The organism is Desulfotomaculum sp. (assembly GCA_003513005.1).
Lineage (GTDB): Bacteria > Bacillota > Desulfotomaculia > Desulfotomaculales > Nap2-2B > 46-80.
Window position 1 is genome coordinate 57,101 of the sequence record DOTD01000030.1, and the last position, 26,488, is coordinate 83,588.

The window sequence follows — 26,488 nt, forward strand, 5'->3', positions numbered from 1 at the left end:
AGATGATTAAAATTCAAAAGCATCCCTAGCTATTTGTTATATCGTGGTCAGGCTCATCCAGTACCTTTATATGCCGGTAACGGCTCATCCCCGTGCCGGCAGGAACCAGTTTGCCGATAATGACGTTTTCCTTTAGCCCCAGCAGCGGATCCAGCCTGCCCTTGATTGCCGCTTCTGTAAGCACCCGGGTTGTCTCCTGGAAAGAAGCCGCCGAGAGGAAAGAATCTGTCGCTAAAGACGCCTTTGTTATTCCCAAAAGCATCGGCCTTGCTGTAGCTTCCCTGCCGCCAAGAGCTGTAATGCGCTGATTCTCTTCTTCTAATTCAAAAATATCGATTATACCCCCCGGCAGCAGTTCCGTGTCTCCCGCATCTTCCAGCTTTACCTTGCGAAGCATCTGCCGGATCATTACTTCGATATGCTTGTCGTTTATTTCTACTCCCTGTAAACGGTACACCCTTTGTACCTCTTGGAGCAGATACAGCTGTACACCCTGTGCGTTCTTTACCCTTAACAGGTCGTGCGGGTTTATTGAACCATCAGTAAGTTCATCTCCTATGCCTACCTCTTTGTCACTGTCAACTTTGATACGCGCTCCATAAGGTACAGGGTAGTTTCTTCTCTCACCGTCTTTTGAAGTAATTATAACTTCTTTGCGTTCTTTATTATCCTGGATTTCTACAAAACCGTCTATTTCAGCAATGATTGACTGGCCTTTTGGGCGGCGTGCCTCAAAAAGCTCTTCAACCCGCGGAAGTCCCTGGGTAATATCCTCTCCGGCAACGCCCCCGGTGTGGAACGTCCTCATGGTTAGCTGTGTTCCGGGTTCGCCGATGGACTGCGCCGCAATAATGCCGACTGCTTCCCCTATATCAACAGGCGACCCGGTAGCAAGGTTTCGTCCGTAGCATTTTATACAAACACCATAACGCGACTTGCAGGTTAGAACCGACCTGATCTTTACTCTTTTTATCCCTGCCCCAACGATTTGTTCTGCTTTTTCCCAATTAATCTCCTCGTCGCGCCGGACGATCATTTCACCGGTTTGAGGATCAATTATATCGGCCGAGGCAATTCTTCCTTCAATACGGTTTTCCAACAGTTCAATAACTTCAGTGCCGTCCTTGATTTCCTCTACTTCGATACACTGATCCGTATGACAGTTATCTTCACGTACAATTACATCCTGAGCAACATCAACAAGACGCCTGGTCAGGTATCCGGAATCCGCAGTCCGCAGGGCCGTATCGGCCAGTCCCTTGCGGGCGCCATGCGTTGAAATAAAGTATTCCAATACGGTCAGGCCTTCCCTGAAATTTGCTTTAATCGGCATATCAATAATCCGCCCGGAGGGATCGGCCATTAAACCGCGCATCCCGGCCAACTGTCTGATCTGCTGAATATTACCGCGGGCTCCGGAATTGGCCATCATGTATACCGGGTTGAATCTGCCGAGGTTGTCAACCAAGGCTTTGGTAACTTTTTCTGTACTTTCGTTCCAAACGCTGATTACCTTACGGTAACGTTCATCCTCTGTAATCAAGCCCCGGCGAAACTGCTGCTCAATGACTTCAATCTGCTCATCAGCATTTTTCAAAACGTTTACTTTCTCTTTTGGTATGGTCAGATCAGAGATACTGATCGTAACTCCTGCCTTGGTTGCGAAACGAAATCCGATTTTTTTAATCCCATCCAGCAATGATGTTGTTGCTCCAAACCCCAATTTACGGTAACTAAGGTCAACCAGTTTGCTCAAGCTTTTTTTATCCATAGTCTGGTTCTGATAGCCCAGTTCCTCTGGAATTGCCTCGTTAAAAATCAGTCTTCCGACAGTTGTTTCCAGGTAAACGCCTTTCTTTTGGCGCACCTTAACCCTCGCCTGTAAACCGGCCACCTCGTTATAATATGCCATTACAGCTTCATCTTTATCTTTAAAAATCATATTTTCCCCCAGGGCTCCGGGCTTTTCCTCCGTAAGGTAATAACATCCCAGGACCATATCCTGAGTCGGTACGGCAACCGGCCGGCCGTCCTTGGGGTTTAATATATTATGAGCTGCAAGCATTAAAAGCCTGGCCTCCGCCTGCGCTTCTGAGGAAAGCGGGACGTGCACCGCCATCTGATCACCATCAAAATCCGCGTTATATGCAGCGCAGACCAAAGGATGAATTTGAATTGCCCGTCCTTCCACAAGAACCGGTTCAAAAGACTGGATTCCCAGGCGGTGAAGTGTAGGAGCACGGTTTAACAGAACAGGGTGCTCCTTGATAACATCTTCCAAGACATCCCAAACTTCAGGCTTAACCCTTTCCACCATTCTTTTTGCGCTCTTGACATTATGCGCATAGCCCTTACTGACCAGTTTTTTCATCACAAAGGGTTTAAACAGCTCCAAAGCCATTTCTTTCGGCAGGCCGCACTGGTGTAGTTGAAGACTGGGACCTACAACAATAACGGATCGCCCTGAATAATCAACACGTTTTCCTAAAAGGTTCTGGCGGAAACGGCCTTGTTTTCCTTTCAGCATATCGCTTAACGACTTCAAGGGGCGGTTTCCCGGGCCTGTGACAGGCCTGCCGCGGCGGCCGTTGTCTATTAATGCGTCAACGGCTTCCTGCAGCATACGTTTTTCATTGCGGACAATAATATCCGGCGCTCCAAGCTCAAGCAGCCGCTTGAGCCGGTTGTTGCGGTTAATCACCCGTCTGTACAGATCATTTAAGTCCGAAGTGGCAAAACGCCCGCCGTCAAGCTGGACCATGGGACGGAGTTCAGGCGGAATAACTGGAACCACGTCGAGGATCATCCATTCCGGCCGGTTTTCCGATTTGCGAAATGCTTCGACAACTTCCAGCCGGCGAATGGCCCTGATCTTTCGCTGCCCGGAAACTTCCCTGAGTTCCTTTCTTAATTCGTCATCTAACTCCTCCAGATCAATTTCTTCCAGTAATAGCTTGACAGCCTCCGCTCCCATATAAGCCCGGAAAGTATTTCCGTATCTCTCACGGTTCTCCCGGAATTCAGTTTCGGTGAGCAGTTGTTTTTTCAGCAACGGGGTTCCTCCGGAATGAATGACAATATATGAAGCAAAGTACAACACTTTCTCAAGCGCCCGTGGTGAAATATCCAGTAATAAACCCATCCGGCTCGGAATACCTTTAAAATACCAAATGTGGGACACAGGCGCAGCCAGTTCGATATGACCCAGCCGCTCACGGCGAACTTTTGAACGGGTGACTTCAACGCCGCACCTGTCACAAACGACGCCCTTATAACGGACGCGTTTATATTTACCGCAATGGCACTCCCAGTCCCGGGTGGGACCGAAAATTCTTTCACAGAATAATCCATCTCTCTCCGGTTTGAGAGTCCGGTAGTTTATTGTTTCCGGTTTTTTTACTTCCCCGCTCGACCACTGGCGGATTTGTTCGGGTGACGCTAAACCAATTCTAATGCGATCGAAGTCGTTTAAGTCCAACAAGGAGTCTGCTCCTTTCAGTATTTTAAATGCGTTTCCGGGATTAAAACCTGAAGATGCTGCATTAGCTCAAAGACCTCTTCAGCCCGCAAAGAAGTTATTCCTCTGTTTCGGTTTCGGTTTCAGCTTCATCCTCCTCTTCTTCATCAAGAACAAGGTTATCATCAAAGGATTCATCAATGTAATCATCTTCTTCGTCTGTATCTGTATCTGTATCTGTATCTGCATCTGTATCTGCATCTGTATCTGCATCTGCATCTGCAATATTTTCGTTAACAATGCTTCCTTTGCCGTACGTGGTTTCTTCAACGTGCATATCAAGCCACAGATCCTTTGCCGCCTCTGTGTTTTCCTCTTCAGTTTCCATGATTTCGATTTCCTCATCATCTTCAGAAAGAACTTTAACATCCAGGCAAAGACTCTGCAATTCCTTCACCAGCACCTTGAACGACTCGGGAACACCTGGTTCAGGCACGTTTTCTCCCTTTACAATCGCTTCATAAGTCTTAACCCGTCCCAGAACATCATCCGATTTGACGGTTAAAATCTCTTGAAGAGTATAGGCGGCGCCATATGCTTCAAGCGCCCAGACCTCCATTTCGCCGAAACGCTGCCCGCCGAATTGCGCTTTTCCTCCGAGAGGCTGTTGTGTAACCAGTGAATAAGGTCCGGTCGAACGGGCGTGGATTTTATCATCAACCAGATGGGCAAGCTTTAACATATAAACGTATCCGACGGTAATCGGGTTATCAAACGGTTCTCCGGTTCGTCCGTCCCGAAGAACAATTTTCCCGTCCTCAGGAAGACCGGCCTTATTGAGGAACTCAAGAATCTCCTTTTCACCGGCCCCGTTAAAAACAGGGCTTGAAACATAGTAACCCATTTGTTTTGCAGCCCATCCAAGATGAGCCTCCAAAACCTGCCCAAGGTTCATTCTTGAAGGCACCCCCAGAGGGTTTAAGACAATTTCGACCGGTGTGCCGTCAGAAAGGCACGGCATATCCTCTTCGGCCAGTATGCGTGCAATTACACCCTTATTACCATGACGTCCGGCCATCTTATCTCCTTCAGAAATTTTTCTTTTCTGAACAACGTAAACCCTGACCAGCCTGTTAACTCCGGGAAGAAGTTCATCCCCGTTATTCCTCGAAAACACCTTGACATCGACTACCTTGCCGCCTTCCCCATGCGGCACGCGCAATGAAGTATCCCGCACCTCACGCGCTTTCTCACCAAAAATAGCCCTTAACAAACGTTCTTCCGCAGTAAGCTCAGTTTCTCCCTTTGGAGTTACTTTGCCTACAAGAATATCACCGGGACGGACTTCAGCGCCTATACGAATTATCCCGCGATCATCTAAATCCTTAAGTATATCCTCACCTACATTTGGAATATCTCTTGTTATCTCCTCAGGACCAAGTTTGGTATCTCTGGCTTCACACTCATATTCCTCAATATGGATCGAAGTAAAATAATCTTCTTTGACCAGTTTTTCACTTACCAGTATTGCGTCCTCATAATTAAAGCCTTCCCAGGGCATAAAAGCAACCAGTACATTGCGCCCAAGCGCCAACTCCCCGTAATCGGTTGAGGGACCGTCTGCAATTACCTGCCCGGTTTTAATACGCTGGCCTTTTTTTACTATAGCTTTCTGGTTTATACAGGTCCCCTGATTAGAACGGTTAAATTTTAAAAGCTTATGTGTATTGATTGTGCCTTCATCAGTCCGGATTAGAACTTCATTGGCCGTGACCCTTTCCACAATGCCGTCACTTTTTGAAAGCACCACGACACCGGAATCGCAGGCGACTTTATATTCTACCCCTGTACCAACCAGCGGAGCATCAACTTTAATCAGTGGAACAGCCTGACGCTGCATATTTGCGCCCATCAGCGCACGGTTGGCGTCATTGTGCTCCAGGAAAGGTATTAAAGCTGAAGCCACACTGAACACCTGCTTGGGTGAAACGTCCATATAATCAACCTTGGAATCGGGAACAACCATTATTTCTCCATGATAAGATCGCGCGCTCACCTGTCCTTTGAAATAGCCGTTTTCATCAAGGGGAACATTAGCCTGAGCAATTACGTTTTCCTCTTCTTCGTCGGCTGTTAGATAGCTGATTTCTTCGGTGACCCGCTTATTTTGTTTTTCTACTTTACGGTAAGGGGTCTCGATAAAACCAAACGGATTGACTCTTGCATAACAGCTTAAAGATCCTATAAGTCCGATATTAGGACCTTCAGGGGTTTCAATAGGGCAGATTCTTCCATAGTGAGAATGGTGAACATCACGGACCTCAAAACCAGCCCTTTCACGGCTAAGTCCGCCTGGTCCCAGTGCGGAAAGACGGCGCTTATGGGTTAGTTCGGCAAGAGGATTTGTCTGATCCATAAACTGAGACAACTGGCTTGAGCCAAAAAACTCCTTGATTGCAGCAACTACCGGTCGGATATTTATCAAAACCTGCGGTGTAATCACGTCTATATCCTGAATTGTCATCCGTTCCCTGATTACCCGTTCCATCCTGGCCAATCCTATGCGGAATTGGTTTTGAAGCAACTCGCCCACAGAACGGACTCTGCGGTTACCCAGGTGATCAATGTCGTCAACATTCCCTTCCCCATCCATCAGCTTAAGCAAATACCGCATTGTTTGTATAATATCCTTGTGCGTTAATTCACGGATGAATTCACGGTTTTGATCCTTTTGACGTGTTTTAAGATCACCATCAGGTTCGCCATCACGGTATAAAACGCCATGCTTTAGCTTTTTTTCTATTTTATATCTGCCGACATTGGCCAGATCATAACGTTTAGGATCAAAAAACAGGGAAGACAGTAATGTGCGGGCGCTTTCGACAGCGGGAGGCTCCCCGGGTCTCAACCGTTTGTAAATTTCAACCAGGGCCTCTTCTTCCGAATCAGTATTATCCCGTGCCAGGGTATCCTGAATATGCACGTTCTCATCTAGCAGTTCCATTATTTTCATGTTGGGACCGTAACCCAGTGCCCTGACTAAAACTGTTGCCGGTATTTTACGTGTACGGTCAATGCGTACGAAAATCTGATCATTTGCATCTGTTTCAAACTCCAGCCAGGCCCCACGATTGGGAATAATCGTTGCAGTATATATTTTTTTACCCGATGTATCAATCTGTTCACCGAAATAGACACCGGGGGACCGCACTAATTGGCTGACAATAACGCGTTCAGCCCCATTAATAATAAAAGTTCCTTTTTCAGTCATCAGGGGAAGGTCCCCCATAAAAACTTCCTGTTCCTTTACCTCACCGGTCTCTTTATTGATCAACCTCACTTTAACCCGTAATGGTGAGAAATAGGTAACATCCCTCTCTTTACATTCTTCTTCTGAATATTTAGGTTCCCCCAACGAATAATCTAAAAATTCCAGAACAAGGTTTCCTGTAAAGTCTTGAACAGGAGAAACATCACGAAATACTTCTCTCAGTCCTTCACTTAAAAACCACTTATACGAACCTTTTTGAATCTCAATAAGATCGGGCAGATCCAAGACCTCTTTAAGTTTAAAAAAGCTCCATCGCTCCCTGGAACCCAAATTTATAAGACTCATTCTACGCTACCAACCCCCTTGGAGATTTACAAAAAAGAAACAAGTAAAAAGCAAGGTCCGGCATATTTCCGATCCTCGCTTTTTTCTAAAACGGAATAGTTTCTACAACATTATCCCCCAAAATAATTTACCAAATATAAGAAAGTATAAAAAGAAGCTATCTAATTATACTAGCACTTTACAATTTGATTGTCAATATGTATTATTGATAAATTATTTTACGTCGACACCGGCTCCCTGCTCTTCAAGTTTTTCCTTGATGGATTGCGCTTCTTCCTTGCCTATCTTTTCCTTTACAGGTTTGGGGACGTTATCCACAAGCTCTTTCGCCTCTTTTAAACCTAGACCGGTAATCTCGCGAACAACTTTAATAACGTTAATCTTCTTATCTCCCACTGATGATAATATAACATCGAATTCCGTCTGTTCCTCTTCTTCCACAACAGACTGAGCAGATGCAGCCCCGGCAGCAGGAACTGCCATAGCAACTGGCGCAGCAGCGCTGACGCCAAATTCTTCTTCGAACATTTTAACCAGTTCTGCCAGTTCCAGAACTGTTAAACCTTTTACAGCTTCAACTATTTCGTTGACTTTTGACATTTTAATGAACCTCCCATTATAATTATTAACCATTTTAATTGCATTATTAACCTGTTTCTCCGGCAGACTTTTGTCTGCGAATTTCCTCAATTACATAGACAAGATTTCTTAGCGGACCGCTTAGGACATTTACCAATCCGTAAACCGGCGCCTGCATGCCACCTACAACTCTGCCCAATAAAACTTCTCGCGAAGGCAGTTCGGCCAGTTGGCGGACTTGTCTGTCCTGAATAACTTTCCCTTCCAACACCCCGCCTTTAATTACCAACTGTTTAAATTCACGAGTTATTTCAATTAATAATTTTGCGGGCTTAACCGGATCACCCTTGCAAAATGCGATTGCAGTCGGCCCTTCAAGAATAGAGCCCAAATCATTAAGGTCTATTTCTTTTGCAGCCAGACGGGTAAGAGTGTTTTTAGCCACCTTCAGTTCAGCGTCAACTTCCCGTAGTCTTCGGCGCAAACTGCTCATTGACGCGACATCAAGACCGCGATAATCAGCCATTATAGCAATTTTACAATCCTTCAATTTTTCCCTGATTTCATTTACAACCATCTGTTTTTCATCCCTGGAAGACATTTTGTTTCAATCACCTCCTCTAATATGGTTAGCTGAATGAAAAAGCCTCTGTTTCAACCAGAGGCCTGCCGTTTTCAATAGAAAACACACAAAGTTTTATGAGGCCTCGGTTGGCGGTGCTGCACCCTTAGGTCTTTACGACACCAACTGTCTATAGCGCATTTAAGATATATACTTTTTAAGCTGAAAGCTTCAGGGCGATTACTTTAACCCCAGGTCCCATAGTCGAACATACATAGATCCCTTTAATATATTGCCCCTTTGCTGCGGCAGGCTTAACTTTCACCAATTGATCCAGTAAAGCATCCAGATTCTCGACAAGCTTTTCAGTGTTAAATGATACTCTTCCTATGGGAACATGAATGATACCTGCTTTATCAACACGATATTCTATCTTTCCGGCCTTTACCTCATTGACGGCTCTGGTTACATCAGGAGTAACAGTTCCTGTTTTCGGGTTTGGCATAAGTCCGCGCGGGCCAAGTATGCGCCCCAATTTACTAACCATGCTCATCATATCAGGGGTGGCTATAGCAACTTCGAAATCAAGCCAACCCTGCTGCTGAATTTTTTCGACAATGTCTTCAGCGCCAACAAAATCAGCCCCTGCGTCAAGCGCTTCTTTTGCCTTATCATCCCTCGCGAACACCAGAACCGATCTTGTCCTGCCGGTTCCATGAGGCAAAACCATTGCTCCCCTGACCTGCTGATCAGCATGACGGGGATCAACACCCAGCTTGACAATTGCCTCGACTGTTTCGTCAAATTTTGCCTTGGCCAGCTGCTTTACCAATTCCAAAGCCTCTTTAGGATCATAAAGCAGATCACTGTTGATTTGCTTGCTGGCTTCCTGATAATTTTTACTTCTTTTAGGCATTTACCCGATTCACTCCTTAAACAACTTCAATACCCATACTCCTGGCAGTTCCTTCTACCATACGTACAGCTGCTTCTATAGTATTGGCGTTAAGATCCTGCATTTTTGTCTGAGCGATTTCACGAACTTTCGCGGCCGGTATACGGGCAACCTTTTTCTTGTTTGGTTCGCCGGAAGCCTTTTCGATATTTGCCGCTTTCTTTAATAATACCGATGCAGGTGGTGTTTTGCAGATAAAAGTAAAGCTCCTATCTTCAAAAACAGTAATTTCTACCGGTACAATCAGACCAACCTGAGCAGCCGTCCTATCATTATATTCTTTTACAAAAGCCATGATATTTACCCCGTGTTGCCCTAACGCCGGACCTACTGGAGGAGCTGGCGTTGCCTTACCGGCAGGAACCTGGAGTTTTACTATTGCGACTACCTTCTTTTTACGTGCCATTCTTATAAACACCTCCCGTCATGAATACTTACCAGCCTTAAATCTATAAAAAACTTCCTAACTTATTTTCTCCACTTGAGCAAAATCTAATTCTACGGGGGTTTCCCGTCCGAACATTGATATCTTAACTTTGAGTTTATACTTATCCGGGCGAACTTCTTCAACTACTCCAATAAAGTCCTCAAAAGGCCCCGATTTGACCCTGATATTTTGCCCAATTGCGAGATCAACCCGTATCCTGACCTCCTCCACTCCCATTTGACGCATAACCTGTACAGCTTCCTCTTCAGTTAAAGGGATGGGTTTTGAACCTGAGCCAACAAAACCTGTAACCCCCGGAGTGTTCCGGACAACATACCATGAATCATCGCCCATTACCATTTCAACAAGGACGTAACCCGGAAAAATCTTTCTCTTGTTGATTTTTCTTTTACCATCTCTGAATTCCAGTTCGTCTTCCATAGGAACAATTATACGGAAAATCTTATCTTCCATATTCATGGTTTCGATTCTTTTTTCAAGGTTAGCTTTGACCTTGTTTTCATAGCCGGAATAAGTATGGATTACATACCACTGTTTATCCATAAAGAGGGACCCAATAAAGGGCTCCCACCTCCCAATTAATTATTCCAAAATCAAATGTAATAAACGGGAGAGGAAAGAATCGAATGCCCAGATTAATATCCCCACTATCGTAACCGCCACTAAAACAACCCCGGTATAGATACTTACCTCACGCCTGCCCAACCAATGAACTTTTTTAAGTTCACTATAAACTCCTTTAAAATAGAACTTCAGCTGTTCTACATAATTTACTTTGTCTTTTTTTGGCGCATTTTGTTTTCGATCGGGCTTGGTCCCTGAACCTTTGCTCAAATTCTTTGAACCGATCGCGGGCTTCTTAAAAATTCCGTTTTTAGGCGGGTCCTGTTTTGTAGTATTTCCCTTTTTGGCCTCGTTACCCAACATAGCCACATCCTTTAAGCTCTTCTCTCTTATTTAAGCAACCGGTTTTAACGCGTTTCTTTATGTAAAGTATGGGTGTGGCAAAACCTGCAATACTTTTTCATTTCAATCCGGCCAGGATCATTTTTTTTATTCTTTGTCGTAGTATAATTTCTTTGTTTGCACTCACCACAAGCCAATGTAACTAATACACGCATCAGTAAGCTTACCCTCCAAAATATGTTATAGCCAGCCAATAGCCTTAACTAATTTAACATAAGCCATATTGTATGTCAATACTTGCCTTGGGGCCGTTGTATCCAGGAGGATTTTAATGTTTCAGGGGAAACACAAGACCTGCAATACCGGATTATTCATTGGAAAATATTATTAAGGCAGGAAAATAAACTAGCTTCCTCCGGCAAAAGATGAATTACCTGTCACACAAAATCTTAATAGCTGACAATCATCCGGACAGTGTTTTGATAATTGCCTCAATGTTATTGTTAAGCATTTTGCCTGGATCTCCGCAAGGTCCAACTTAGCCTTCCGACTTATCTCTTTCTCTGCAGGCTAATATTTTCTTACCCAGTCTTTCCTCTATTAAAGGGGGTACCAGTCCGGTAATACAGCCCCCGAAATAGGCAACTTCCTTTACTCCGTTCGAACTTATGAAAGAATATCTTGCCCTTGTCATCAAGAAAACAGTCTCAACAGAAGGCTGCAGCTGCTTATTCGTCAGGGCCATCATGAATTCGTTTTCGAAATCCGAAATAGCTCTTAGTCCCCTGATCACTACCTGCGCTCCCCTTGTGACCGCATAGCTGACTGTTAAGCCCTCAAAGGAATCTACTAATACGTTTGGATAGTTTTGCAGGACTTCCCTTAACATGTCCACGCGTTCTGTAACAGAAAAAAAGGGACTCTTACTTGCGTTTTTTGACACAGCCACAATTACTTTGTCAAACAGCGCTACAGCCCGTTCAACAATATCCAAATGACCGCATGTTACGGGATCAAAACTGCCGGGATAAATGGCTGTTCGCAAACTTTTCACTCCTACTCTGAAAATTAATTTGCCTTAGGGAGATCAACTGCCTACATGCTCATGTTCGTTTATGCATTCGGAAGTGGTGATAAAGCCTTAATATTAACCTCCTCCTGTATTTTTAAAACAAACTCGTCAAGCGCCATCGCTCCCAAATCACCAAGCTGCCGGTTACGAACGGAAACCTGGCCGCTATCAGACTCACGATCCCCGACCACCAGCATATAAGGAATCTTTTGTAACTGAGCTTCGCGTATTTTGTAATTGACTTTCTCATTACGGTCATCAAGCTCAACGCGGAATCCTTCCTCGTCCAGAATATCTTTTACTTTACCCGCGTATGCAAGATGCCTCTGAGTTATGGGAAGTACCCTTACCTGCACAGGCGCCAGCCAAAGCGGAAAAGCGCCGGCAAAATGCTCCGTTAGTATCCCAATAAACCTCTCTAAACTCCCGAAGATTACCCTGTGAAGCATGACCGGCTGGTGTTTTACACCATCCTCACCTATGTAGGCCAGGTTAAACATTTCGGGCATAACAAAGTCTAACTGTATTGTGCCGCATTGCCATGTGCGGCCAAGACAGTCCTCAAGATGAAAGTCAATTTTCGGGCCGTAAAAAGCGCCGTCGCCCTCGTTTACTTTGTAACTCATACCCTTTTCTTCCAACGCTTCCTTCAGCGCTTTTGTCGCCAGATCCCAAATTTCATCCGAACCTATGGAATTCTCAGGCTTGGTGGAAAGCTCAACGTGGTAGGGAAAATCGAAAATTTTATAAAAGTCGTCCACGAAGTTTATGACGCCTATAATTTCGTCTTTAACTTGCCCGGGCAGCATAAATATATGGGCATCGTCCTGAGTAAAGCACCGTACACGCATCAAGCCATGTAAAACACCCGACAGCTCGTGACGGTGGACCAGTCCCAGTTCAGCCATCCTGATGGGCAGATCTCTATAACTATGCAGACGGCTCCTGTAAATAAGAATACCACCCGGACAATTCATTGGCTTTACTGCATAATCAGCCTGATCTATTTTGGTAAAATACATGTTTTCCCTGTAATGGTCCCAGTGCCCGGACTGTTCCCAAAGAGAACGGTTCAAGATAACCGGCGTCCGTATTTCTTGATATCCTCTCTTTTTATGCTCCTCACGCCAAAACTTCTCCAGTTCGTTTCGCAAAACCATTCCTTTGGGGTGAAAAAATGGGAATCCCGGCCCTTCTTCCTGAATACTGAATAAATCTAAATCAATGCCTAAACGCCGGTGATCTCTTTTCTTAGCTTCTTCAATTCGAAACAGGTGTTCATCAAGCTTGGTTTTTTCAGGGAACGATGTTCCATAGATACGCTGAAGCATTTTGTTTCTTTCGTCCCCACGCCAGTAAGCCCCTGCTATACTTAGCAGCTTTACAGCCTTTAACCTGCCGGTGGAAGGAAGATGGGGACCGACGCACAGGTCTGTAAATTCTCCCTGTGAATAGCATGAGATTACCGCATCCAATGGAAGGTCATTGATTAATTCAACTTTATACGGCTCTTTTAGTTCACTGAACAATTTAAGCGCTTCTTCCCTGCTCAGCTCAAACCTCTTAAAAGAGAAATCCTCTTTTATGATTTTTTCCATTTCATCCTGAATTTTTTCCAGGTCTTCGACTGTAAAGGGTCTTTGGGTATCAAAATCATAATAATAACCTTCCTCTATTGCAGGACCAATGGCAAGCTTTGTATCGGGAAAAAGACGTTTTACCGCCTGCGCCATAACATGTGCGCTGCTGTGACGGAAGACGCGTTTGCCTTCATCGTCCTCAAAGGTAAAGAAATCAATGTTTTTCCCGCCTTCAGGCTGGTAACCCAAATCATGCAGTTCTTTATCTATTGCTCCGACAAGGGCTTCCTTGCCCAGCCGAGGACTAATATCCTTTGCTATTTCGAGAAGTCTCGTACCCGCCTCATACTCCCGGATCTGACCGTCCTTTAACATAATTTTTAACATTCGTTTTAACTCCTGTAGATGATTTTCAAGATGATGCTGATTTAATATAACCAGATGGAAGGAATTCTGTCAATAAAACGCGTAATAAAAGAGTTTGTCCGGCAACCCTGCGTGAAGAAGCAGGCAGTTTTATGAAATACTTATGGTGCTGATGTCGCTGCTTCAGCAGCATGGACATCTATTTGTTAATTCTTAAAGCAGAGACTACATCCGGTACATTCCCTGAACTGTCCGGTAAATATATCCTTGATCATTTGCGGTAAGCGCAGGGTAAAAAAGCTTATTTTCCTAATATACTTCGCAAAACTTCTTCCGGAACGCCCTTTACAATTTCAGACCTCCCAATTCTTACTGGCAAAGCAAATGTATATTCCCTGTCGATTACTTTTTTATCCTTTAAAATAGAAATCAAAAACTGATCAGCAGGAATCTGCCCGGGTAATTCTGAAGGCAGGCCTGTCTTTTTAATCAAACCAATGATACGATTTTCTTCTTCCTGTTTTAAAATACCAAGTTTGTTGGCCAGGCGGGTTTCAGCCGCCATTCCTATCGCTACCGCTTCTCCGTGACGGTATAGATTATAACCCGACAATGCTTCTATGGCATGCCCTACTGTATGGCCAAAATTTAAAATAGCACGGCGCCCTCTTTCCGTTTCATCTTCCTGAACAACTTCTGCTTTTATTCTGCAGGAGGTTGAGATTGCTCTTGCCAGTGCCTCAGGCCGCCTGTCAAGCAAGTCGCCTATATGATCAAAGAGCCATGAAAAAAACTCTCGATCAGCAATAACAGCGCATTTAATTACTTCGGCAAGCCCGGTCCTCAGTTCCCTGTCATCAAGGGTAGATATTAGATCTATATCTGATAGAACAAGTTTCGGCTGATAAAAAGATCCGATGATATTTTTTCCGCGCGGGTGGTTCACCGCTACCTTGCCCCCTACGCTGCTGTCTACCTGGGCCAAGAGAGTGGTTGGCATCTGTACGAAAGCAATCCCCCTCATATAAGTTGCAGCTACAAAACCAGCAAGGTCACCTACAACTCCCCCTCCCAGGGCGACCACCACGCTTTGGCGGTCAAGTTGATTATGATATGCCAGATCATATAATTTCCCGGCAACATCCAGGCTCTTTGCCTCTTCACTATCCGGCGCCAGCGCCGGGACCACCCTATACCCTGCACTGGAAAGCTTTTCTTTAACTAAATTGCCGTAAAGGCCAAATACCTTGGGGTTACTTACCATGAGCACACTTTTTCCTAAATTAAGCTCTTTAAGATAGCAACCCACCGAGTTTATTAATCCCTGGCCGATATAGATATGATAGCTCCGTTCCGCAAGATCGAGATATATATCTATTGGCGCTGACATCTTATGACACTCCTGGAGATTTTTAATTATTTTTTCAACCACCTGGTCCGGATCTTCGAAACTTGTATCTATGTTTAAGTCTGCTGCACCATATGCCTGTGAGCGTACTGATAAAAGATCCTCAATCTTTTGTTTTAAATCTTCTGTACCACCGAGAAGCGGCCGGTTCCGGCTTGCTTTAACCCGTGTCAGGATTGTCTCCGGATCAGCGGTCAGACAGACGAGGATCCCAATTTCCTTCAGACAGGATACATTTTCGCTGTCAAGTACTGTCCCTCCACCAGTTGCCACTACCAAATGCTTTTTTTTGCTAAGTCTTTTGACAACCACTTTTTCTTCTGAACGAAATCTCGCCTCACCCAATTGTTTAAAAATTTGCGGTATTGTTTTGCCCGTAACGCGCTCTATCTCACTGTCGGTATCAATAAAATCCCACTTGAGGCGGTCGGCGAGTTTTCTACCAATAATGGTTTTGCCAGTTCCCATAAATCCGATTAAAATGATATTTTCCATATTAAAATCCGCCCGTTTTAAATACTTTTTTCTTTTAACCGCAGCAGATATGCATCGTAATTTTTTCTTAGCTCGTCAATTGTGTCACCGCCAAACTTGTCCAAGAAGGCAGCTGACAATTCCCATGCTACTGCGGCTTCCCCGATTACGCTGGCTGCAGGCACAGAACAGGTGTCAGCCCTTTCCACAGAAGCCAGTTGGGGTTCGTGGGTCAGCAAGTCAACGCTGTGCAAAGGTTTATACAAGGTTGGGATTGGTTTTACGGCTGCTCTTATAATTAAAGGTTCCCCGTTGGTCACGCCACCTTCCAATCCACCTGCACGGTTTGTAAGACGATAAAATCCCTTTCCCTTTTCGTGATAGATTTCATCGTGCGCTAAAGAACCGGGCAAGCGTGAAGCAGTGAAACCGAGTCCGATTTCTACTCCCTTTATTGAAGGTATACTCATCAGCGACCTGGCCAGGTTTCCGTCCAACCTCCTGTCCCACTGGACGTAACTGCCCAAACCAGGTGGCAAGCCAAATACGCACACTTCAAAAACACCGCCAAGGGAATCACCTGTAGCTTTGGCATGATCAATCTCCTGTTTCATGGCCTCTTCCGCTTTTGAATCGGGACAGTAAAGCTGCGAACCAGACAGTGCTTCTTTAAACATTTGGAGATCGGTCCGCTCCATTTGGCTGGTCTTCGAATAACCTGACGTTTCACTGACGGTTATACTGCCGATTTGCACAACATAACCAATTACGATAATACCCAGCATTTCGAGCAGTCTCTCCGCTGCACTTCCCACCGCAACTCTGGCAGCGGTCTCCCTGGCGCTTGCACGTTCCAGAACATTCCTTATATCCTGCTGGTCATACTTTAATGCGCCGGCAAGATCAGCATGCCCAGGCCGGGGGCGTGTAACCCCTCTTTGACCCAGGCTTGCACTTTCGTCGGACGCCATAATTTCTTTCCAGTTTATCCAGTCACGGTTCTTTATCTGCAAGGCAATAGGGCTCCCGATTGTAATACCTCCACGTACCCCGCTCAAAAAAACAACCTGATCATTTTCAATTGCCATCCGGCCTCCGCGCCCATAACCCCCCTGACGCCTGGCAAGTCTTTTATTAATATAGTCCTTGCTCAAAGGAAGCCCCGCAGGTAAGCCTTCAATTATTGCTGTAAGCTCAGGGCCATGGGATTCACCGGAGGTTAAATAACGAAGCACAAATACAACTCCTCTCATTATTCTAAATAAGGATAACTAGATCTAAGCCGTTATGTTTAACTAGTAAACTTGCGCGGCAAGGAACTCCTGCAGTGACTTGAGCATTATTTCTACAGGGGCCTGCACACCTGTCCAATGTTCGAAAGCAAGCACTCCCTGGTAGAGAAGCATTCCTATTCCATTAGTTACTTTAACTCCTTCAGTTAAGCTTGCGTTCTTTAAAAATTTTGTAATAGGAGGATTATAAACTAAATCACAGATAACCTGACCCGGCTGAAGGTATTCAAAAGGAAAATCCAGGCAGGTTTCTGCGTTGGGATACATGCCTAAAGGCGTCGCCTGGATAATCAAATCAGCCCTTTTAACAGATTCTTTGAATTCCGGCGTGGTCCAGTGCACAGTATCAGCCTTCTTTACCGGAGTCTGCCCGGTTAATAGATGCGCAAGCTCAACGGCTCTTTCTGGCTTCCGGTTGGCTATGGTTATTAACAATGCCCCCGACATGGCAAGTTCAACAGCGATGGACCGGGCAGCGCCTCCGGCGCCTAAGATTAGCACAGTTTTCCCCGCAGGTAAAAAATCTGCTTCTTCTTTTAAGGAACGCAAAAGGCCGGCTCCATCGGTGTTATGGCCATACAGTTTTCCTTTTTTATTGACAATGGTGTTTACGGCGCCTGCTATTTTAGCCCCGGGTGTTAGCTGATCAATGTAGCGGCATACTTTTTCTTTGTGGGGTATTGTAATGTTTACGCCGGCTATTCCCAGCGATATAACCGCCTTGGCTGCGTTCTCCAGTTCTTCAGGCGCAACACAATATGGAACATAAACAAAATCAAGCCCTAAAAAAGAAAAGGCCGCATTATGCATGACCGGTGAAAATGAGTGTTCGACAGGATAGCCAAAAATTCCACAAACATGCGTTGCGCCGCTTATTAACAATAGAATAAAAACCCCATTTCTGGAAACTCTATTTATGCTGGTATTCAGAGTATATAGGCTGTTTCTTAAATAAATTCAGGACAAGTTTCTCCAACTGCCGGCTGATCAGACGTGTAGCCCAAAACTCTTTTCCATTCATAGGCGTCACAAGTATAGTAAACATACCCAGCCTGTTGCCGCCAAGAATATCTGTGAAGATCTGATCTCCTACCACTGCTGTTTGTTCGGGATAAGTTCCCAGCAGACCAAGCGCCTGTCGGAAAGGTTTGCGGCGCGGCTTTATCGCGTAACAGATTGCGGGTAAATCCAATTCTCCGGCAAGTTTAGAAACACGTTTGGCATTGTTGTTAGAAATGATACATGCCTTGAAATTGCGGTTGCGTATTTCTTTAAGCCAACTGCATACTTCTGCTGAAAATACATCCGTATTTCGCGGTATGATTGTATTGTCAAGGTCAAAAAGGATACCCCGGATTCCTGCCTTATAAAGATCATTTACGTTAATATCAAACAACGAAGAGACATAAAGCTTGGGATATAACAACTTGAATATAGACAAATCAATCTATACTCCCAATATTTTTTTAGCCTTATTTAAATCCATGGGTGTATTTATGTTAAAGAAAACCTTGGAATCGGCAAACCGATTTATTTCCTCACGATCAATAAACTTTACTCTCAGGTACGGCCAAATGGAAGCAGCCTTCAATTCGCCTTTGTTCAGGCTGGATTCGATGACAGGCAGACAACTCTTCCTGTAAAGAGCGTGCAGCGGTTCTGAATAGTTATTTATTCTAGGTATAACTATGTCTGAACTCTGATCACCGCTTTTAAGAATATGCTCTACAAGTTTTGGTTCGATAAAAGGCATATCACAGGCAACTACAAAAACAAACTCGCAGGATGCCGCTTTCAGCGCCGCATGAATTCCTCCGAGAGGCCCGCAATTCTTATAGATATCGGGAACCATGGAAATTTTAAGGTGAGCGTATGATTCTGCCTCGTTAGTTATAAGGATTATTTCCTGAAAAAAAGGCCTGATCTTATTTATTGTAATTTCCACAAGGCTGTTTATGCCTATATTAATCAAGGCCTTATTGTTGCCCATCCGTATGCTTTTTCCACCGGCAAGAACCGCCGCGCTTACTGGCTGCAAAGATAATTCCCACTTTCGTCGGCGCATATGTTAGGCCTGCTCCAGGAAATTATCCTTCCAGCTGAAAGTGCACATTTATAACAATACTGCGCCTTTAAAAAAATTAATCAAGATAATCCTTTAACTTCTTGCTCCGGCTGGGATGGCGAAGTTTCCGCAGGGTCTTGGCTTCTATCTGGCGAATTCTTTCTCTGGTTACGCCAAATCTTTGCCCGACTTCTTCAAGCGTGCGCGCCCGGCCGTCATCCAGCCCAAACCGCAAGCGCAACACCTTTTGTTCCCTGTCGGTTAAAGTCGTTAAAACCTCATCCAGTTGTTCCCTTAACATTGTAAAGGACGCTTCCTCAGCAGGCGCTCGCGCTTCCTGATCTTCTATAAAATCGCCAAGATGCGAATCTTCTTCTTCCCCTATCGGAGTCTCCAAAGAAACAGGTTCCTGGGCTATCTTCAAAATATCCCTTACTTTTTCCTCCGATATATTCATTTCCAGGGCGATCTCTTCCGGCGTTGGTTCTCTGCCCAGCTCCTGCAAAAGCTGCCGGGATACCCTGACCAGCTTATTTATAGTTTCAACCATATGTACCGGGATCCGTATAGTCCTTGCTTGATCGGCTATGGCTCTGGTAATAGCCTGACGAATCCACCAGGTTGCGTAGGTGCTGAATTTATAACCTTTCCTGTAGTCGAATTTTTCAACTGCTTTTATTAAACCCATATTTCCTTCCTGGATCAGATCAAGGAAGAGCATTCCCCGCCCCACATAACGTTTGGCGATGCTCACGACCAGACGCAGGTTCGCCTCTGCAAGACGTCTTTTAGATTCCTCATCACCATTCTCCATACGCTTTGCCAGTTCGACTTCTTCCTCCGGGGCCAGTAAGGGAACTCTTCCAATCTCTTTGAGGTACATACGTACAGGATCATCTATGCTTACACCCTCCGGAACACTCAAATCAACCTCGACTTCTTCAGGCGAATTATCTAAAGAAGCAGGATTGCTTACGGGTTCAAGTTCCGGCGTTTCAGGTATTACTTCAATACCCATGCCGGCCAGCTTTTCATACACATCATCTATCTGCTCGGGTGTAAGATCGGCTCCCTGCAAACCATCCATAATCTCGGTGTAGGTAAGTACCCCTCTCTTTCTGCCTTCCTCAATTAGTTCCTTGATGCTGTCTATTTTAATTTCGTTCCTCATACTGCTCTTTCCCCCTCTCTTGAGCGGGCCGAAATTTCCCTGTCAACCTCTATGAGTTCCTGAAGCTCTTTTAATATAGCTGCCGTTCGCTGACTGTCCTGAGCTTTTTCCGCCCTTGTAAGTTCCTGCAAAAGTTGAACCCTTTTTAACTTTCTTTCGTTAGCTTTTAACGCTGTTATCAGATCCCTCAAAACGTCCCTGCCCTGTGTCTTTACGGGCGTATCTATCAACAGCCTGCTTAATACAGTACATTCCTGATCGTTAAGTCTGCTCATTAAATCTGCCGGATTTAACTCCCGGTTTTGATTAATCAAGAAATAAATCTTATTTAATGTCGGATCTTTCAAGAACTGCTCCCCTAACTCCTCTTTTACAACAGGTAAGTATTCAGGCTCATGTAAAATTATGCTCAATATTTGCTGCTCGGCATTTTCCCGGACATTTAATTGTCCTTGTAGTATATTATGCGTTTTTTTAGCAATTTTATCCGGAATTGGCCATTTTTTTCGCTGGTTTGTCTGATATCTCCCAAGCTCGCTTATAACTGCTTCCCAGCTTAAGTTGAGATAGGAAGCTACCGTTCTGACACCCTCTTCCTGATCTGCCGCACTATCCATTACTGCTATATTGTGAATAACCTTATCGAGAATCTGCCTTGTGTCTTGATCAGCAAGGCTTGCCTGACGAAGTTTATATTCCAGTAACGTTTCACTCTTATTAAGGAGTTCCTCCCAACCCTGCCTGCCGTTCATCCTGATATAATCATCAGGATCTTTCCCCTGCGGGATACTTATTACCCGGACACGACCGCCCAACTCCTGAAGAAGATCCAAACCACGCAGGGTTGCATTTACACCTGCAGTATCTGCGTCATAAGCAATAACAACTTCTTTGGTGTAACGGAGAAGCATTCTGCATTGCCCATCCGTCAGGCTTGTTCCCAAAGAAGCAACCGCCCCGGAAAAACCATATTGGTGGGCTGTTATTACATCCATATAACCTTCCATGACAATAGCAGGTCCGTTTTGCAAAGCCTGCCTGGCAAGATTTAACCCATATAGGACTTGCCCCTTGCTGAAAACCGGAGTCTGAGATGAGTTTAAATATTTCGGCAGACTTTGACCCATCGTCCTTCCGCCAAAGCCTGTCACCTGTCCCTGTATATTAAAAATAGGAAATATTACCCGTCCGTAAAACCGGTTATGCAGGCCTCTGTCCCCCTGGACAGCCAGACCCAGTTCGATCAGTTCCCCGGGAAGGCACCCTTTGTTTTGCAGATTATCCACCAGATCAGTCCAATTCTCCGGCGCATAACCCAGTTGAAAAAGCTCTTGAGCCTTTTCTTCCAGTCCTCTGTTTTTAAAATATTCCCTGGCCTGTCTGCCTTCCTGCCTGTTGATCAGGATATTCCTATAGAAGTCCTTGGCCAGTTTATTTATTTCGAAGAAACGTTCCTGACTTCTTTTTTTTTCTATCCTGCCCCATTCGGTAACGGGCAGAGATACTCCTGCTTTTTCAGCCAGCCGCCTTACAGCTTCCGGAAAGGTTAGCCCTTCAGAAAGCATGATAAACTTAAAAATATCACCTCCCACACCGCAGCCGAAACAATGAAAAATTTGTTTTCCGCTGCTGACCGTAAAGGACGGCGTTTTCTCCTGATGAAAAGGGCAGAGACCGACATAATCCTTGCCTTTTTTCTCAAGACGTATATATTCACCGATTAATTCAGTAATTTCAACATGTTGGCGGATGGTTTCAACCGTGTCATCTTTTAGATAGTTCTCCATTACACAATCACCTTTGGAGACGTTTTTCACAAAATTCCCAAGATGCCGGCTCCAACAGCATTTAGTTATCTTACTTAACTATTCGCTATTTTTATGATATTTCCTTCCCTATTCTACAATTTTTTGTCTAATACGCTTTTAGAATTAAACAGGGAAAGGGCTGGGAATAAATAACCTTGTAAATTGTAAAACCGCATACCTGTCAGTCATCCCTGCTATGTAATCACAAACAACTCTGTCTGCACCAAGTTCTTGTGCCTTTTGTCTGTGTTCATCAGGCAGATAGTGGGGATTATCTGTTAAATACTTAAAAATGTATTGGACCACATGAATCGCCTTTTTTTCTTCTTTTTTTGCCTCCGATCCAATATATACCCTGTCAAAAAGGAAAGCTCTGAGCTCATCCATGCTCTGTTGGATCTCACTGCTTAAAGCAATTGCAGGTTTTTCCCAGCTTGATCCAATTAGATCGGCCACAAGGCAATTTATACGCTCGCGGTGTGTATATCCCAATCTTCGTAGACAATTCACAGGCAAATCAGAAACTGAAAGAATACCTCCCCTGATTGCATCGTCAATATCGTGATTTATGTAAGCTATGCGGTCACAAATCCTGACGACCTGACCCTCCAGGGTAACAGGCGCTATGCTTCCCGTATGATTTAAAATCCCGTCCCTGACCTCCCAGGTAAGGTTAAGGCCAGTTCCGCCTTCCAGACTGTCAACCACCCTCAGACTTTGTTCATTATGTTTAAAACCTTCCCGGAAAACTCCGTTAAGCGCCTCCTCGCCAATATGGCCAAAAGGCGTATGTCCCAGATCATGCCCGAGAGAAATTGCTTCGGTCAGGTCCTCATTGAGCAGTAATGCTTTGGCTACCGTACGCGCAATCTGCGATACTTCCAAAGTATGAGTCAGCCTTGTACGGTAATGATCTCCTTCAGGAATAATAAAGACTTGTGTTTTCCCCTTCAATCTTCGAAAACTTTTTGAATGGATAATACGATCACGATCCCGCTGAAAATCGGTCCGTACACTGCAGGGCCGCTCATTATAAAGCCTCCCTTTGCTTAAACGGCTTCGTGAAGCATAAGGCGAAAGATACTTTTCTTCCAGATCCTCCGTACGCAGCCTTATTTCCAAAGTTCTACCCTCTCTAACGGTTAAAAACACCCCCGGAATATAAAAAACCGGAGGCTATACTTTTCTTATAGTAATAATACGTTGTTAGTTATCTATCTTCCTCCCTGTTATAAAAAATATTTACCAACAGATTTACTTTACTTGTGACAAACCTTATAAAAAAACTGATTGGACAAAACAGGTTTTATTTAGTATTTTTTAAAGGGGGATAAAATATGGAACATATCATTTTGCCAAAGGGAAATTATTACCTTCTGTCAGGCGCGTTAATCGGCAAAGACGGAAAATTAGAAGGCAGTAACATTCTTATACATATTCGGAACAGGACTATTAAAGATTTATATGGCCCAGTCACTTCTGAACAAACTTCTTCCTTTTCCGGCGAAAACAAGGAACGTAGAAATCTTTTGCGCGCGATAAGCGAAATCACTAAAGAAGAAGCCCCCGAAGATTCTTCTTTCCTCGACTGTTCGGCTTTTACTGTAATGCCTGGTTTGGTTGACTGTCACGTCCACCTTGCGTTTGACGGTATAGACGATGAAAAGGCAAAGGCCGGGTGGAACGATCCTGAAAGCGTTCAGTCTTTGGCGGCTTCGAGGTTTGAAAGCCTTATTTCAAATGGCGTCATGACTGTCCGGGACGGCGGTGACCAGGCGGGAATTAACCTGCTGTTAAGAAAAATAACACAGGAGAAAGAAATACCCGGTCCATTAATAACTGCCACGGGAAATGCCCTGCGCAGGCGAAACAGCTACGGATCCCTCCTGGGCGAGGCTGGCGATGAAGATAATGTCGCAAGGCTCGCCCGTGCAGGAGTCGATCAGATTAAGGTTGTTACTTCAGGCCTGGTAAGCATAAAAGAATACGGCAGGATAGGGCCCATACATTTCCCTTTCGAGGATTTGCAAATCATTGTTAACAAAGCGCACTCCCTGGGCCTTAAGGTTATGGCCCATGCAGACTCGGACTTGGCGGTTGATATGTCCTTAAGATCGGGAATCGACTTCATAGAGCACGGTTATCATCTCAGCCGTGAATCCTTGTTAAGAATGGCTGAACTCCAAAGGTGCTGGACACCGACACTTATGCCTGTTTATATCCGGACAACTGTCTCCGGTGTTAATCCGGAATACAAAAGTATAGCCGAAAGGATATACCGCCGGCACCAGGAGATGATCAAACAGGCTTTTGACCTGGGAATAACTGTCGGAGTGGGCACTGATTCCGGGTCACCGTCGATAAAACACGGGGAACTTTATTACAGGGAACTTGAGCTGTATAGTGAAGCGGGGCTGTCAACCGGACAAATCATCAAGGCGGCTACAACAAACGGGTCATTTATTACCGGAACTAGCCCTGGGATTCAAAAAGGCCATCCGTCAAATCTCCTAGTCCTGGAGGAAAATCCTCTCCAAAAAGGCATTTCTGCCTTAAAGAAAATAAAATATACTCTGCACGGGTAAATATTTAGCAATCAGGACTACTTTTGTTTTGTACTCTGCTAAATAATGATTGCATTTTTTCATGCTCCCATTGTATTTTATTTTTCTATTTCTGTGTCTCGTTTCTGGGGAGCATTATAACGTATCATTTACATTATCTATGAGACCTGTTGGCCTTCCTGCACGGTCATAAGTCAGAGTATAACTGTTCCCTGCCTGGTCAGTCATCCAAATAAGTTTGTCTGTTTCATCATATGTATATCTATAATATGTTCCATCGTCGAAAGTCTTTCTTGTAAGTCTGTTTGCGTTGTCATATGTAAAGGTAACACATTTGTTGGACTTTTTAGCTTAGTAACAACATTGAAGACTTGAACGAACTTTAATGGACCAGGGACAGGATTGAAAGCAACAACAAGATCTGGTTCTACCATAAGACTTTAATTATAAAATTATTTTGTCTTGACAAAAATAGATACATAATTCTATAATGCAAATAGGGTATATGCATTATTCTTCTATGCATAGAGGAGGTATTTAAAATAAAATACGAATCACAAGAATATTGGGCTTGTCTAATAAAAATGAGCCTTTCCCGTTTCTTTATCTTACAAGTGCTTCACCGGCAGCCACTGCATGGTTATGAAATTACCAAACAGGTAGCCGGCCTTACTAATGGGTGCTGCGCTCCCACTGAAGGAAGCCTGTACCCTGTGTTAAAGGAATTCACTGATTCCGGATTAGTAGAGTTCAATACACAAGTGGTTTCCGGGCGTGAGCGAAAGGTTTATACCCTAACATCCTCAGGGGAACAAGCTTATCATGTTGCTGCCCAAGCCTGGAAAGAAGTAGCCAATTATATTCTTGAAGCTATAAAACAGTAATCACGCTATATAAATTACAAAATTGGCGGTGTCTACAATATTTGAACTGAATAATTTAATTACTGCCGGAAAGTATTTTATCCAAATCAGCGCTGAATTGTTGGCGTTATTTATTGGTATTTCCTTCCTCGTGGCTTTGCTCCAGGAATTTGTTACCGAGGAAACAATACGGCGTTATCTTACAAGGCCAAAAAAATGGTTGGGCAATATCCTGGGCGCTATTTTAGGAGCTCTTACACCTTTTTGTTCCTGTTCAACTATTCCTATATTAGTTGGTTTGCTAAACGGCGGAGCGCCTTTTGGCGCTGCAATGTCCTTTCTTATTTCTTCACCTCTTCTAAACCCCGTTATTTTTACCTTATTTTTTGCTATGTTAGGATTGAAGTTAACTTTGCTTTATGCTGCAATTACTTTTATTGCCGCTGTGTTTATCGGAGCAATATGGGAGCGAATGGGCATGGCCAGCACATATAAGAATGTCCGTGTGCAATTCGGTTGCTGTGCGGAAACGGAAAAACAGAAAGGACCTTTAACAAACAAAGAAAAGGTAAAGCGTGCCGGCTTGCAGACATGGGGTTTATTTCTACAAGTTGTTCCTTATCTAATTATAGGCGCTGGAATAGGTTCTTTTATTTATGGGTTTGTGCCGGAGCAATTTATCATAAAGGTTGCCGGACCGGGTAACCACTGGGCAATACCTGTCGTAGCTGTTATTGGAGTACCAATGTATATCCGGGTAGAAACCATGATCCCTATAGGTACAGTGTTACTATCAAAAGGAATGAGTATAGGAGCATTAATGGCGCTGATAATTGGTGGAGCGGGGGCTGGTATTCCTGAAATAATTTTGTTGGCTTCAATCTTTAAACCAAAACTGGTGGCTGCTTTTATAGTAACGGTACTCGCTGTTGCCATCATAGCTGGTTATGTGTTCCAAATACTTCAACCAATTATTTAGAAACGATATAATTCTGCCATATTTATTTACGAACATGATCAGCTTATACTATATATAAAATAAGAATTAAGAAATGAGAAGATCAATACGTGGGCAGTTGTTGTGATTTTAATGCGCCAAAAATATATAAGCTGAAAGTTAAAGGCAAAACGATCGGATTGTTAGGAGTTGAACAGACTTTTTTAGACGTCAAAGAACCTAACTTAACAGATAAATACTGGCTGGATATTTCTCTAATTTGATATTTTAAAAAGAAGGGGGGTTAATCAGATATGAGTAGTAATGATCCTAAAGCATCAAAAATATATAAGATAGACGTTGGC

General features: G+C 44.2%; 23 protein-coding genes. 3 read left to right on the plus strand and 20 right to left on the minus strand.

Annotated elements, in window-relative coordinates:
• Positions 1-25: 25 nt before the first annotated feature.
• The 19 genes from DEH07_02985 to DEH07_03075 all read right to left on the minus strand — a co-directional run bounded on the left by DEH07_02985 (position 26) and on the right by DEH07_03075 (position 22,881).
• Entirely contained in the window at positions 26-3,481 is a 3,456-nt protein-coding gene (locus tag DEH07_02985; protein ID HBY03506.1) for a DNA-directed RNA polymerase subunit beta', read from the minus strand.
• Positions 3,482-3,575: 94 nt separating this feature from the next.
• Positions 3,576-7,073 carry a DNA-directed RNA polymerase subunit beta gene (rpoB, locus tag DEH07_02990; protein HBY03507.1) on the minus strand — a complete coding sequence of 1,166 codons (3,498 nt, stop codon included), beginning with the start codon at positions 7,071-7,073 and terminating at the stop codon, positions 3,576-3,578.
• Between the two features lie 213 nt (positions 7,074-7,286).
• Positions 7,287-7,673 (minus strand): 50S ribosomal protein L7/L12, encoded by a 387-nt coding sequence (locus DEH07_02995; GenBank protein HBY03508.1) that lies wholly within the window; start codon positions 7,671-7,673, stop codon positions 7,287-7,289.
• A 46-nt stretch (positions 7,674-7,719) separates the two neighbouring features.
• Positions 7,720-8,253, minus strand: coding sequence for a 50S ribosomal protein L10 (locus DEH07_03000; GenBank protein ID HBY03509.1), 534 nt, complete (start codon positions 8,251-8,253; stop codon positions 7,720-7,722).
• Positions 8,254-8,431: 178 nt separating this feature from the next.
• Positions 8,432-9,130 carry a 50S ribosomal protein L1 gene (locus tag DEH07_03005; protein ID HBY03510.1) on the minus strand — a complete coding sequence of 233 codons (699 nt, stop codon included), beginning with the start codon at positions 9,128-9,130 and terminating at the stop codon, positions 8,432-8,434.
• A 16-nt stretch (positions 9,131-9,146) separates the two neighbouring features.
• The gene (rplK, locus tag DEH07_03010) at positions 9,147-9,575 is read right to left on the minus strand and encodes a 50S ribosomal protein L11 (GenBank protein ID HBY03511.1); all 429 of its coding nucleotides are present in this window, start codon (positions 9,573-9,575) and stop codon (positions 9,147-9,149) included.
• A gap of 57 nt (positions 9,576-9,632) precedes the next feature.
• Entirely contained in the window at positions 9,633-10,160 is a 528-nt protein-coding gene (locus tag DEH07_03015) for a transcription termination/antitermination protein NusG (protein ID HBY03512.1), read from the minus strand.
• Between the two features lie 39 nt (positions 10,161-10,199).
• Positions 10,200-10,544, minus strand: a complete 345-nt coding sequence (locus DEH07_03020) for a preprotein translocase subunit SecE (GenBank protein ID HBY03513.1) — start codon at positions 10,542-10,544, stop codon at positions 10,200-10,202.
• Positions 10,545-10,588: 44 nt separating this feature from the next.
• Entirely contained in the window at positions 10,589-10,738 is a 150-nt protein-coding gene (gene rpmG / locus DEH07_03025; GenBank protein ID HBY03514.1) for a 50S ribosomal protein L33, read from the minus strand.
• A gap of 323 nt (positions 10,739-11,061) precedes the next feature.
• Entirely contained in the window at positions 11,062-11,568 is a 507-nt protein-coding gene (locus DEH07_03030) for a pantetheine-phosphate adenylyltransferase (protein HBY03515.1), read from the minus strand.
• Positions 11,569-11,636: 68 nt separating this feature from the next.
• Entirely contained in the window at positions 11,637-13,562 is a 1,926-nt protein-coding gene (locus DEH07_03035) for a threonine--tRNA ligase (protein ID HBY03516.1), read from the minus strand.
• A gap of 280 nt (positions 13,563-13,842) precedes the next feature.
• Positions 13,843-15,444: a 3-dehydroquinate synthase gene (locus DEH07_03040; GenBank protein HBY03517.1), complete on the minus strand. Its 1,602-nt coding sequence runs from the start codon at positions 15,442-15,444 to the stop codon at positions 13,843-13,845.
• 17 nt (positions 15,445-15,461) lie between these two features.
• Positions 15,462-16,658 carry a chorismate synthase gene (locus tag DEH07_03045; protein ID HBY03518.1) on the minus strand — a complete coding sequence of 399 codons (1,197 nt, stop codon included), beginning with the start codon at positions 16,656-16,658 and terminating at the stop codon, positions 15,462-15,464.
• Between the two features lie 60 nt (positions 16,659-16,718).
• Positions 16,719-17,603 carry a shikimate dehydrogenase gene (aroE, locus tag DEH07_03050; protein HBY03519.1) on the minus strand — a complete coding sequence of 295 codons (885 nt, stop codon included), beginning with the start codon at positions 17,601-17,603 and terminating at the stop codon, positions 16,719-16,721.
• Between the two features lie 22 nt (positions 17,604-17,625).
• Complete coding sequence (locus DEH07_03055) at positions 17,626-18,150, minus strand: YqeG family HAD IIIA-type phosphatase (GenBank protein HBY03520.1); 525 nt, start codon at positions 18,148-18,150, stop codon at positions 17,626-17,628.
• Between the two features lie 12 nt (positions 18,151-18,162).
• Complete coding sequence (locus DEH07_03060; GenBank protein HBY03521.1) at positions 18,163-18,780, minus strand: molybdenum cofactor guanylyltransferase; 618 nt, start codon at positions 18,778-18,780, stop codon at positions 18,163-18,165.
• A gap of 76 nt (positions 18,781-18,856) precedes the next feature.
• Positions 18,857-19,951 (minus strand): RNA polymerase sigma factor RpoD, encoded by a 1,095-nt coding sequence (locus DEH07_03065; GenBank protein HBY03522.1) that lies wholly within the window; start codon positions 19,949-19,951, stop codon positions 18,857-18,859.
• A complete protein-coding gene (locus tag DEH07_03070) occupies positions 19,948-21,738 on the minus strand; it encodes a DNA primase (GenBank protein ID HBY03523.1) in 1,791 nt (596 codons plus the stop codon). The genes DEH07_03065 and DEH07_03070 overlap by 4 nt, the downstream gene beginning before the upstream one ends.
• 144 nt (positions 21,739-21,882) lie before the next feature.
• A complete protein-coding gene (locus DEH07_03075) occupies positions 21,883-22,881 on the minus strand; it encodes a deoxyguanosinetriphosphate triphosphohydrolase (protein ID HBY03524.1) in 999 nt (332 codons plus the stop codon).
• A gap of 215 nt (positions 22,882-23,096) precedes the next feature.
• On the opposite strand from DEH07_03075, the gene DEH07_03080 reads away from it, so the two are divergent.
• Positions 23,097-24,344 carry a hypothetical protein gene (locus DEH07_03080; protein HBY03525.1) on the plus strand — a complete coding sequence of 416 codons (1,248 nt, stop codon included), beginning with the start codon at positions 23,097-23,099 and terminating at the stop codon, positions 24,342-24,344.
• A gap of 114 nt (positions 24,345-24,458) precedes the next feature.
• Here the strand turns inward: DEH07_03080 and DEH07_03085 are convergent, their stop codons facing one another.
• The gene (locus DEH07_03085) at positions 24,459-24,551 is read right to left on the minus strand and encodes a hypothetical protein (protein ID HBY03526.1); all 93 of its coding nucleotides are present in this window, start codon (positions 24,549-24,551) and stop codon (positions 24,459-24,461) included.
• A gap of 356 nt (positions 24,552-24,907) precedes the next feature.
• Between DEH07_03085 and DEH07_03090 the strand changes: the two genes are divergently transcribed.
• Together DEH07_03090 and DEH07_03095 are read left to right on the plus strand one after the other, a co-directional pair.
• Positions 24,908-25,207 (plus strand): PadR family transcriptional regulator, encoded by a 300-nt coding sequence (locus DEH07_03090; protein ID HBY03527.1) that lies wholly within the window; start codon positions 24,908-24,910, stop codon positions 25,205-25,207.
• 37 nt (positions 25,208-25,244) lie between these two features.
• Positions 25,245-26,165, plus strand: coding sequence for a hypothetical protein (locus tag DEH07_03095; protein ID HBY03528.1), 921 nt, complete (start codon positions 25,245-25,247; stop codon positions 26,163-26,165).
• Positions 26,166-26,488: the final 323 nt, after the last annotated feature.